This is a genomic window from Lelliottia nimipressuralis, from assembly GCF_004402045.1.
Classification (GTDB): Bacteria; Pseudomonadota; Gammaproteobacteria; order Enterobacterales; family Enterobacteriaceae; genus Enterobacter; species Enterobacter chinensis.
This window is the reverse complement of record NZ_SOMG01000015.1, coordinates 298602-309077: the sequence shown is the minus strand read 5'-3', so window position 1 is coordinate 309077 and position 10476 is coordinate 298602. Positions and strand designations below refer to the sequence as shown.

Here is a 10476-nt window from a genome sequence, read left to right as displayed (position 1 = left end):
AAACGGGTTCTTATGCCTTAGTTGTAAGTGTCTACCATGTCCCCGAACAAGTGTTCACTATGTCCCCGGACCGTACAGGGGAGAGGGTCAGGGTGAGGGGAAATTATCTCTGCGCTTCGCCGCCGAGACCTTCCACCAGATTCTGAATCAACGCAGCCAGCTCTCCGGTCATCAGGATGAAGTCCGCGTCAAAGCGCTGAGCGTAGTCTTCTCTGTCGATATCTTCGTTCTGATCGCGCAGCTCGTCGCAGAACTTCAGACGTTTCACGGAGCCGTCGTCGCACATCACGAACTGAATGCGCTGCTGCCAGTCGAGAGCCAGTTTGGTGACCACTTTGCCCGCTTCGATGTGTACCGCGATCTCGTCGCTCACCAGATCCTGTTTTTTCGCACGGATCACGCCGCCATCTTCCAGCAACGCTTTCAGTTCGGCCTCATCAAGGATCTGGAAACCTTGTGCCGCAGCACCGCTGCGTACCCATTCGGTCAGCGTCAACTCGATTGGCGTTTCCAGTGCCAGCGGAACGACCGGTAAAGAGCCGATACTTTTGCGCAGCAGGGCAAGCGTATCTTCCGCTTTTTTAGCACTGGCGCAGTCCACCATGATCAGCCCGTTAACGGTATCGATCCACATCATGGTCTGGCTAAAGCGGCTGAAGGCGCGCGGCAGCAGGGAATGCAGAACTTCGTCTTTCAGCGAATCTTTTTCGGTTTTTTTCAGCTTGCGGCCCTGCTCGGCTTCCAGCTTGAAAATTTTCGCTTCGAGCGCCTGCTTAACTACCGGCGTGGGCAGTATTTTCTCTTCTTTGCGGGCGCAGACGATGATTTGACCCGTGCTACTGGCGTGGGTCAGTGCATCGCTTTGTGAACCCATTGGAGGAACCCAACCGGTTTTTGCCATATCCTGGCTACCGCATGGGGAAAAGGTATAAGCGGCTAACTGTTTTTCCATCTCTTCTGCACGCAGCGAAACGTCGCGGCTGAGACGGTAAACCATCAAATTTTTGAACCACAGCATGATAATTTCCACGGCCTTGTCGTTAAATCAGCGGGCATGATAACGAATTGTCGCATCGCTTGCATTGCTAATCGGGAAGCGTGCTTCTACTCTGTTGATAATCAAAATAATGAGGAGAGTCTTGTGCGTATTGGGATTGATTTGGGCGGCACCAAAACAGAAGTCATCGCGCTGAGCGAGCAGGGGCAACAGCTGTTCCGCCATCGTCTGCCGACGCCGCGCGATGATTATCACCAGACTATCGAGACGATTGCCAGGCTGGTTGAGATGGCAGAGCAGGCGACAGGGCAAACCGGCAGCGTCGGGATGGGGATCCCGGGGTCGATCTCGCCATATACCGGGGTGGTTAAAAACGCCAACTCGACCTGGCTCAACGGTCAGCCTTTTGATAAAGATTTAAGCGCGCGCCTGAACCGGGAAGTGCGTCTGGCCAACGATGCCAATTGCCTGGCGGTCTCTGAAGCCATCGATGGCGCAGCCGCCGGCGCCCAGACCGTGTTTGCCGTTATCATCGGTACCGGCTGCGGCGCGGGCGTGGCGTTCGGCGGGCGCGCCCATATCGGCGGTAACGGTACCGCGGGCGAGTGGGGACATAACCCGCTGCCGTGGATGGATGAGGATGAGCTTAAATACCGCGCTGAAGTGCCGTGCTACTGCGGAAAACAAGGCTGTATTGAGACGTTTATCTCCGGCACCGGTTTTGCGACCGATTACCACCGTCTGAGCGGCCAGCCGCTCAAGGGCAACGAGATCATGCGTCTGGTCGAGGAGCAGGATCCGGTGGCCGAGCTGGCCCTGAGCCGCTACGAAATGCGGCTGGCGAAATCTCTGGCACACGTGGTGAATATTCTCGATCCAGACGTGATTGTGCTGGGCGGCGGCATGAGCAACGTCGACCGGCTGTACGCCACAGTGCCGACCCTGATGAAACAGTGGGTCTTCGGCGGCGAGTGTGAAACCCCGATCCGCAAAGCCGTCCACGGTGACTCCAGCGGCGTGCGCGGCGCGGCGTGGCTGTGGCCAGTAAATTCGTAGACCCGGTAAGCGAAGCGCCACCGGGCGAATTCAGGCAGCCGCAATAAAAAAGCCGGGTGGCGGCTACGCCTTACCCGGCCTACAGAATGGAGTGGCCTTTACTGCACGGCAAACTCCCTGTCCAGCCTGCTATACCCCAGCCCGTTAATTTTCTTCACTTTGATCTGCACTGGAATGCGCTCTTTCATCGCCTCAACGTGGCTGATCACACCGATGGTTTTTCCGGTGGCGTTCAGCGCGTCGAGCGCATCCAGCGCGGTATCCAGCGTTTCACTGTCGAGCGTGCCGAACCCTTCATCCAGGAACAGGGAATCAATCCGCGTCTTATGACTCACCAGATCGGAAAGGGCCAGTGCCAGCGCCAGACTGACCAGGAAGCTCTCGCCGCCCGAGAGCGTACGGGTATCGCGAACTGCATCTGCCTGCCAGGTATCGACCACTGCCAGCTCCAGCGCGTCGCTGGCCTTACGCTGCAACAGATAGCGCCCGTGCAGACGGTTAAGCTGCTGGTTGGCGAGCCAGACAAGATTGTCCAGCGTCAGCCCCTGAGCGAACTTACGGAACTTGTCACCGGTGCTGGATCCGATAAGCGCGTTCAGATACCCCCAGTCGTCTGCCTGACGTGCGGCCTCTTCAATTTGTTGCATCAGCGCCATCTGGTGCTGTCGGTTATCGCTGTCCTGCTTAAGCTGCTGACGGATCTCGCCCTGATGCGTGGTGTTCTCCCGAAGCTGTTGCGCCAGCAGTTGCAGCTGGATTTGCAGTGTGGCGGCGTCGGCGTCGAGCCCTTCCGGACGCAGCGCCAGATGAGAGTGCAGCTGTTGGTTAGCTTGTCCACACAGAGTCGCGGCCTGCTGTAACTGGTTTTCCAGCGACTGTTTCAGCTGTTCGAGGTGGCGAATGGTGTCATCATCCAGCAGAGCGGCAAGAAACGCGTCCCGATCGGCAAAACAGCTTGCTGAGAGCGCCGTGGTGAATTGCGTCTGTGACTGCAGCAGGCGCTCTCGCTCCAGCGCTTCCTGTTGCTGCTGTGCGCTAAGCTGGCTTTGTAGCGACACGCATTCGTCGTGGATGTCGCGCCAGTCATCAGGAATAGCCGGTTCGACTTCTCCACCGTCCGTTACCGGAAGCGCGTCAAGCAGCGGCTTCAGAGTATTCATACGTTCCTGAAGCACGCCGTGCTGCGTTTGCTTCTCCTGCCACTGTGCGAATTCGGCTTCACGGGCGTGTAGCCAGGCGGCTTCGTTGCCGTCTTCAGGTACGTTAAGCGATAGTGAGAGCAGGGTGTGTTCCAGCGCCTGGCGCGTGGTCGTCAGCTGCTGCTGATACTGTCGTTCCTGCACTTCCTGCTCGTTCAGCTGATTTTGCAGGGTCAGACGCTGGCTGAGCTGATAAAGCTGGCGCTCATAATGTTCCTGCTCGTTCATCCATGGCGCGATATCATCCTGAATAGTCAACGCGACATTCAGGGACGTGCAGGTTTCCAGCCACTCTTTAGTGAGTGCTTGCTCTTCCTGAGCCAGGGTCTGCGCTTCGTCTGTCTCACGCTGGATCTGCTGAGTGAGGGCGTTGACCTGTCCCAGCACCAGCAGGCCTTCCTCTTTGAGTGAGGCGACCTCTTTCTCCAGGGCATCACGGCGGCGCTGATTATCCGTCAGTTCAAGCGACTGGTATGTCTCCACCGCGGGGTGCTCGCTGGAACCGCACAGCGGACAGGGTTTGCCTGCCTCAAGCTGGGAACGAAAGCTTTCCAGGTCTTTAATCGTCGCTTCACGTTCGCAGAGGGTCTTCAGGTCCAGATAGTGCTGGTGTTTCTCTTTGTACTGCTGGCGGCGCAGCGTCAGCGTTTCGTTGAGTTTATTTTGATCGGCCTGGGCCTTCTGAACACTTTCACCGCTCTGGCGCAGGCGCTTTTGCAACGGCTGATAGCGGGCATGCAGCGACGTTAGCCGCTGGCGCAGCGTGCGTGACCGGGACTGCTGCTCCATGGCGACGCTGACCTCATCCGCCGTCAGCGTCAGCGCATTTTCCGGCATCTCAGCCAGCTTGTTACGTAATTCACTCATCCTCATAGCAAGCGAGGCTAACTGCGATTTATCGCGGTTAAGCTGTGAGAACTGCGCGCGCCAGCCGGCAATCTCCTGACCCAGCAGACGATAACGCTCGTGCTCCGCCAGCCACTGCGCCAGCGCGGTCAGTTCGGTCTGAAGCTGCTCGTGGTTACGCAGGGCGGTGTTGCGGATCCGCGCGCGCAGCGCGGTTTTAGCTTTTAAGCGAGTATTTACTTCGATAATTCGCTGCTGTGTTTGCGTCAGGCGCGTGGTCTGCTCCTGCTGATGCTCCCAAAGCGGCCGAAGCTGGGCGGCGGGCTGAGCAAGCTGGAGTTTTGCCAGTTCAGGTGCTGCGTCCGTCAGCGCCTGTTGCGCCTGCTGTTGCATCGCGGTGACGCGCTGTTGCTCGCGCACAAGCTCATCATGGCGCGTAAGCCACTGAAAATCTTTCTGTTGGCTTTGCTGCTGTTCCAGCAGGGTTTTCTCTTCGTCAGTAAGTGCCTGCAAACTTTGCTGTAACTGCTGCTGTTGCTCTTCGCTCAACAGCACGACGCCCGCAGCCTGCGCCTCGCACTTTTCAAGCACGCTGCGGGCGGCCTTGTGTTTCTCAAATACCATGGCGGAAATCTGGCCGTAGATCTCGGTGCCGGTCAGCTCTTCCAGCAGTTCTGCACGATCGCTCGGTTTGGCATTCAGGAAGGCGGCAAATTGTCCCTGAGAGAGCAGCATGGAGCGGGTAAAACGGCCATAGTCCAGTCCGGTAAGCGCGGCGGTTTGCTCCAGCTTATCCGTCACTTTGTCGGCCAGGATTTTGCCATCTTCGCAGCGCGCCAGCTCCACGCGCGGTGCCTGCAGATTCCCGTCAGGCTGATTGCGCGCGCGGTTCTGGCTCCAGAAGGCGCGATAGGCAGTTCCTTTCACTTCAAACTCCACTTCGGCCAGACACTCAGCGGTGTCGCGCGTCATCAGGTCGTTTTGCGCCTGAGAAACCTTCTGCAGGCGTGGGGTTTCGTGATAAAGCGCCAGACAGATGGCGTCGAGCAGGGTGGTTTTGCCTGCTCCCGTCGCGCCGGTAATGGCAAATAGCCCGTTGCTGGCAAAGGGCTCAGCGGTAAAGTCAATTTTCCACTCGCCCTTGAGGGAGTTAAGATTTTTCAGGCGCAGGCTCAAAATTTTCATGCGTTTTCATCCTCATCATTGAGCGCATGCAGGGTATGAGTGAACAGCTCGCTAAGCCTTATGCGCTTCGCGTCGTCTATCTCCTCCTGCGAGAGCCTGCGTTCAAACACTTCTTCTACCCTCAGCTCGCTGAGGGTTTCGCGCTGGGCGCTGAGCAGAATTTTCTCGCGCTGCTCGCGGCTGCGGCGTACCAGTAACACTTCAACCGGCAAGTCTTCGGTCAGCGCCTGGATTTTTCGCTGCATATCATGCAGGTATTCATCGGTGGTGATTTCGATATCCAGCCAGACGGGAGGATTAAGCGCCGCGCCGCGCCACTGCTCAAGCTGGGCGGTAATGGCGTCGAGATCGCCTTTTAGCACCGCCAACGGCTGGGTGACCGGCACCTCCAGCGTCTCCACGGCGCTGAGTTTGCCCTCAGTGAAGCTCACCTGATGCACGGATTTGGCTTTGCCCGTTTCATCGAAGCTGAGCGAAAGGGGCGATCCGCAGTAGCGGATGTGCTCACAGCCGCCGATAACCTGCGCGCGGTGGATATGCCCGAGTGCAATATAGTCTGCTGGCGGGAAGTTTTGCGCCGGAAAGGCGTCCAGCGTGCCGATATAGATGTCGCGGACGGCGTCACTTTTACTGGCTCCGACGGTGGTGAGGTGCCCGGTCGCAATCACCGGAATCGGCTGGTCGCCGCGCAGAGCACAAGCTTCGGCGTGCTGCTGGTGATAATAGTCGGTGATGGCCTGTAACAGATGTTGCTGCTTTTCTGCACCCGACAGCCCTGCCTGGCTTTGCACGATGTCCCGCGGACGTAAAAACGGTATGGGGCACAGCACCGCTCCCGGCGTACCGTCGCGTTTTTTCAGGATCTGCGGGGCGTGCCCGGCGCTGGCGACCACGGTGGTATTGAGAAATGCCAGGATGTCGCGGGATTCATTGAGCGTCGCGACGGAATCATGGTTGCCGGCGACAATCACCAGATGGCAGCCGGTTTGCTGCAAATTCACCACGAAGCGGTTATACAGTTCACGCGCATAGCTGGGGGGAGAGCCGGTATCAAAAATGTCACCCGCCACAATAATCGCGTCCACCTCGTGCGTCTGGGCCGTTTCCAGCAGCCAGCTCAGGAACGCTTCATGTTCAGCCGCACGGCTTTTGCTGTAAAAATTTTGACCCAGATGCCAGTCCGAGGTGTGAAGTATGCGCATAGCTGATCCGTGGCAAAAAAGAGAAAGCAGGATTATAAACCTTCAGAGACGGGAAAATAACCGCTGTAATAAAACAACAGTTTGTCCGCGAACGTGGTACTGTTTTTCATAAATCTGTCATAAATCTGACGCATAATGGCGCCGAATTACAAACTTGTAACTTAAATAAGATAAGACAGGGCAAAGTATGGCGAGACGTATTCTGGTCGTAGAAGATGAAGCTCCAATTCGTGAAATGGTGTGCTTCGTGCTCGAGCAAAATGGCTTCCAGCCGGTTGAAGCGGAAGATTATGACAGCGCAGTTAACCAGCTAAATGAACCCTGGCCCGATCTGATTCTGCTGGACTGGATGTTGCCTGGCGGTTCCGGACTGCAGTTTATCAAACACCTGAAGCGTGAAGCGCTGACCCGCGACATACCGGTGGTGATGCTCACGGCGCGCGGAGAGGAAGAGGATCGCGTCCGCGGTCTGGAGACCGGCGCGGATGATTACATTACCAAACCTTTTTCACCGAAAGAGCTGGTGGCCCGCATTAAAGCCGTGATGCGCCGTATTTCGCCGATGGCGGTGGAAGAGGTGATAGAGATGCAGGGACTCAGCCTTGACCCCACCTCACACCGCGTGATGACCGGTGAAAATCCTCTCGACATGGGGCCTACCGAATTTAAACTCCTGCACTTCTTTATGACCCACCCGGAGCGCGTTTACAGCCGCGAGCAGTTGCTGAATAACGTCTGGGGAACTAACGTGTATGTCGAAGACCGGACGGTTGACGTCCATATCCGCCGCCTGCGAAAAGCGCTGGAACTGAGCGGCCACGATCGCATGGTGCAGACGGTCCGCGGCACGGGTTATCGTTTTTCTACCCGTTTCTGAATAATGACAGGAGTGTGACGCGTGCTGGAACGTCTGTCATGGAAAAGGCTCGTCTTTGAACTGATCTTATGTTGTATTCCGGCCTTCATTCTGGGGGCCTTTCTTGGATACCTGCCGTGGTTTCTGCTGGCGTCGGTCACCGGGCTGCTGATCTGGCATTTCTGGAACCTGCTGCGCCTCTCCTGGTGGCTGTGGGTTGACCGAAGCATGACGCCGCCGCCGGGAAGCGGCAGCTGGGAGCCGCTGCTGTACGGTCTGCATCAGATGCAGATGCGTAATAAAAAGCGCCGCCGTGAGCTGGGAAGCCTGATTAAGCGTTTTCGCAGCGGCGCGGAATCGCTGCCGGATGCCGTCATTCTCACCACCGAAGAAGGGACCATCTTCTGGTGTAACGGCCTTGCGCAACAGCTGCTGGGCCTGCGCTGGCCGGACGATAATGGCCAGAATATCCTCAACCTTCTGCGTTATCCCGAGTTCACGCTGTATCTGAAAAAGCGTGATTTTACCCGTCCGCACAATCTGAAGCTCAACAATGGTCGCCATCTGGAAATCCGCGTGATGCCCTACAGCGATAAGCAGTGGCTGATGGTGGCGCGCGATGTCACCCAGATGCACCAGCTGGAAGGGGCTCGTCGCAACTTCTTCGCGAACGTCAGCCACGAATTACGTACGCCGTTGACCGTGCTTCAGGGTTACCTGGAGATGATGCAGGAGCAAACGCTTGAAGGTGCGCCGCGTGAAAAAGCGCTGCACACCATGCGCGAGCAAACGCACCGGATGGAAGGCCTGGTGAAGCAGCTGCTGACGCTCTCGAAGATTGAAGCGGCACCAACGCTTGCGCTGAATGACACCATCGATGTGCCGATGATGCTGCGGGTAGTGGAGCGTGAAGCGCAGACGTTAAGCCACAAAAAGCATCACCTGACCTTTGAGGTCGACAGCACGCTGAAGGTACTGGGCAGTGAAGATGAACTGCGCAGCGCCATCTCCAACCTGGTGTATAACGCGGTGAACCATACGCCGGAAGGGACGGACATCGTGGTGCGCTGGCACCATACCCCAACGGGAGCCGAGTTTAGCGTGGAGGACAACGGGCCGGGGATCGCCCCGGAGCATATTCCGCGCCTCACCGAGCGTTTCTACCGTGTAGATAAAGCACGATCGCGACAGACAGGAGGAAGCGGCCTGGGGCTGGCGATTGTTAAACACGCGGTGAATCACCATGAAAGCCGTCTCGATATCCAGAGTACGCTGGGTAAAGGAACCCGCTTCAGCTTCGTGATCCCGGAACGATTAATTGCCAAAAAGATCGCCTGACAGCAGGTGTGTCATTTTACCTTTCCACGGGTCAGCGTCTGCTGGCCCGTTTGCTTTGCAGTCAAGCGAAACGCGGATGAATTTTATACGGCTGACTGTTTTTTGTTCGCATGATTAGCCATGGGTTTTTCTTATAAATAGCGTATTGTGCTGGTGTGTATTTTCATGCTGGCATATTGTTCTGGTTTTACGATCCCACCTTGCCTTTAAACGTTATAAGCGTTTAAATTGCGCCCCAGATACTGTCAGACCGACTGTATTTGCGTGGTAAATCGAAAAACTATTCTTCTCCACGCCAGGACGGGAGCATTTCCCGCTGAAATTGAGCAAATTTTCGGCTGTATCGTCCCGTCAGGGGAATCGGAAATCTCAATGTTTTCAACACCACATCCACAGGCAGTAAGGTTTTATGACCCATCACTTAAAATCGCGTGACATCATCGCGCTGGGCTTTATGACATTTGCGCTGTTCGTTGGCGCAGGCAACATCATTTTCCCTCCAATGGTTGGCTTACAGGCAGGTGAACACGTCTGGACCGCCGCGTTTGGTTTCCTGATTACTGCCGTGGGTCTACCGGTACTGACCGTCGTCGCGTTGGCGAAAGTCGGCGGCGGCGTGGATAGCCTCAGCACCCCGATTGGCAAAGTGGCTGGCGTTCTGCTGGCAACCGTCTGCTATCTGGCCGTTGGCCCACTGTTTGCGACCCCGCGTACGGCGACCGTTTCCTTCGAAGTGGGTATTGCTCCCCTGACCGGTGACGGCGCAATGCCGCTGTTTATCTACAGCCTGATTTACTTCGCGATTGTGATTCTGGTTTCCCTCTATCCGGGCAAACTGCTGGATACCGTGGGCAACTTCCTGGCTCCGCTGAAAATTGTGGCGCTGATTGTTCTGGCGGTAGCGGCCATTGTCTGGCCTGCAGGCCCGATCAGCGACGCGATGGACGCCTATAAAAACGCCGCGTTCTCTAACGGCTTTGTGAACGGCTATCTGACGATGGATACGCTGGGCGCCATGGTGTTTGGTATCGTTATCGTTAACGCTGCGCGTTCCCGCGGTGTGACTGAAGCGCGCCTGCTGACCCGCTATACCATCTGGGCTGGCCTGATGGCCGGTGTGGGCCTGACGCTGCTGTATCTGGCGCTGTTCCGCCTGGGCTCCGATAGCGCCATGCTGGTTGATCAGAACGCGAATGGTGCGGCTATCCTGCACGCCTACGTTCAGCACACCTTCGGTGGTGCGGGCAGTATGCTGTTGGCGGCGCTCATTTTCCTGGCATGTCTGGTGACCGCAGTGGGCCTGACCTGCGCTTGTGCAGAGTTCTTTGCGCAGTATCTGCCGCTCTCTTACCGCACGCTGGTGTTTATCCTCGGTATCTTCTCCATGGCGGTATCCAACCTCGGTTTGAGCCACCTGATTCAGGTCTCTATTCCGGTGCTGACGGCGATTTATCCGCCGTGTATCGTGCTGGTGGTACTGAGCTTCACTCGCCCGTGGTGGAACAATGCCTCACGAATTATTGCGCCAGCCATGTTTATCAGCCTGATTTTTGGTATCCTTGACGGCATTAAAGCATCAGCATTCGCAGGAATACTGCCTGCATGGACACAGCGTCTGCCGCTGTCCGAGCAGGGTCTGGCCTGGCTGATGCCTACCGTTGTTGCACTGGTTCTGGCCATTATCTGGGACCGTGCTGCAGGGCGTCAGGTCGCATCAAACGCCCATTAATCAACGGCAACAAACTGTTTAACCACGGGGCTTAAGGCCCCGTGGTTTTTTGTTTTTTTCGTGTTGAA

7 protein-coding genes are annotated in these 10476 nt (G+C 56.7%); 4 read left to right on the top strand and 3 right to left on the bottom strand.

Annotated features, from left to right (window positions below):
- Positions 1-103: 103 nt before the first annotated feature.
- Entirely contained in the window at positions 104-1018 is a 915-nt protein-coding gene (gene rdgC, locus E3U32_RS10050; protein WP_023310540.1) for a recombination-associated protein RdgC, read from the bottom strand.
- A gap of 123 nt (positions 1019-1141) precedes the next feature.
- Between rdgC and mak the strand changes: the two genes are divergently transcribed.
- Positions 1142-2053, top strand: coding sequence for a fructokinase (gene mak, locus E3U32_RS10045; RefSeq protein ID WP_134348651.1), 912 nt, complete (start codon positions 1142-1144; stop codon positions 2051-2053).
- 98 nt (positions 2054-2151) lie between these two features.
- Here mak and sbcC read toward each other — a convergent pair whose 3' ends face one another.
- Together sbcC and sbcD are read right to left on the bottom strand one after the other, a co-directional pair.
- Positions 2152-5283, bottom strand: coding sequence for an exonuclease subunit SbcC (gene sbcC / locus E3U32_RS10040; RefSeq protein WP_134348650.1), 3132 nt, complete (start codon positions 5281-5283; stop codon positions 2152-2154).
- Positions 5280-6485 carry an exonuclease subunit SbcD gene (gene sbcD, locus E3U32_RS10035; protein ID WP_134348648.1) on the bottom strand — a complete coding sequence of 402 codons (1206 nt, stop codon included), beginning with the start codon at positions 6483-6485 and terminating at the stop codon, positions 5280-5282. Before sbcD ends, sbcC begins: the two co-directional genes overlap by 4 nt.
- A 187-nt stretch (positions 6486-6672) precedes the next feature.
- On the opposite strand from sbcD, the gene phoB reads away from it, so the two are divergent.
- The 3 genes from phoB (at position 6673) to brnQ (ending at position 10408) form a co-directional block, all read left to right on the top strand.
- Positions 6673-7362 (top strand): phosphate response regulator transcription factor PhoB, encoded by a 690-nt coding sequence (phoB, locus tag E3U32_RS10030; RefSeq protein WP_008503265.1) that lies wholly within the window; start codon positions 6673-6675, stop codon positions 7360-7362.
- 21 nt (positions 7363-7383) lie between these two features.
- A complete protein-coding gene (gene phoR / locus E3U32_RS10025; RefSeq protein ID WP_134348647.1) occupies positions 7384-8679 on the top strand; it encodes a phosphate regulon sensor histidine kinase PhoR in 1296 nt (431 codons plus the stop codon).
- Positions 8680-9088: 409 nt separating this feature from the next.
- A complete protein-coding gene (gene brnQ, locus E3U32_RS10020; RefSeq protein WP_134348646.1) occupies positions 9089-10408 on the top strand; it encodes a branched-chain amino acid transporter carrier protein BrnQ in 1320 nt (439 codons plus the stop codon).
- Positions 10409-10476 lie beyond the last annotated feature (68 nt).

Excerpts from the sequence above, each read along its gene's own strand:
- sbcC (WP_134348650.1), bottom strand. The coding sequence starts at position 5,283 with ATGAAAATTTTGAGCCTGCGCCTGAAAAATCTTAACTCCCTCAAGGGC.
- phoB (WP_008503265.1), top strand. The coding sequence starts at position 6,673 with ATGGCGAGACGTATTCTGGTCGTAGAAGATGAAGCTCCAATTCGTGAA.
- brnQ (WP_134348646.1), top strand. The coding sequence starts at position 9,089 with ATGACCCATCACTTAAAATCGCGTGACATCATCGCGCTGGGCTTTATG.
- sbcD (WP_134348648.1), bottom strand. The coding sequence starts at position 6,485 with ATGCGCATACTTCACACCTCGGACTGGCATCTGGGTCAAAATTTTTAC.
- rdgC (WP_023310540.1), bottom strand. The coding sequence starts at position 1,018 with ATGCTGTGGTTCAAAAATTTGATGGTTTACCGTCTCAGCCGCGACGTT.